Source organism: Vibrio sp. 1580, assembly GCF_033340055.1.
The window spans coordinates 1-621 of record NZ_JAWOVT010000411.1; the positions used below are offsets into that span (position 1 = coordinate 1).

The window sequence follows — 621 nt, forward strand, 5'->3', positions numbered from 1 at the left end:
ATTTTCTAAAACAAAGCATTCCTACTTTTGTCGACAAACCTCTGGCGGACAGTGCCCAACAGGTAGAGCAACTCTATGAGATTGCAGCTATCGCCAATCAACCACTTTATGTTGGCTTTAATCGCCGACACATTCCGCTCTACAACGACTATTTGCCAAACGTACAAAAAGGCGATGTCGCTAATTTGAAGTCACTGCGTTGGGAGAAAAATCGCCACAATCTGCCGGGAGAACTCCGAACGTTCATCTTTGACGATTTTATTCACCCGCTGGACAGCGTAAATGTTGTAGCAAAAGCCGATTTGCAAGACGTCTACATCACTCACCAATTTGACGGCCAACAACTCGCACGTCTGGATGTGCAATGGCAACATGGTGATACCCTACTACACGCTTCAATGAATCGTCATTTTGGCATCACAAACGAACGCGTTCAGGCATGTTATGCCAACCAAGCATTTGAGTTTGATTCGTTTGTGGAAGGTAAATTGTGGCAGGACAATCAAGAACGTAAGTTGAACTTAAAAGATTGGACACCAATGCTCACGAGTAAAGGTTTTCACGCTATGCTATTCGATTGGTTTAAGGTTGTTGAATCAGGCAAGCTGGCTACAAGCACAG

Annotated in this window: 1 protein-coding gene; it reads left to right on the top strand. The window is 44.4% G+C overall.

Features of this window, described 5'->3' with window-relative positions; genetic code table 11:
• A partial coding sequence (locus tag R7093_RS26305; protein ID WP_318147158.1) for a gfo/Idh/MocA family oxidoreductase occupies window positions 1-621 on the top strand: 621 nt, incomplete at both ends.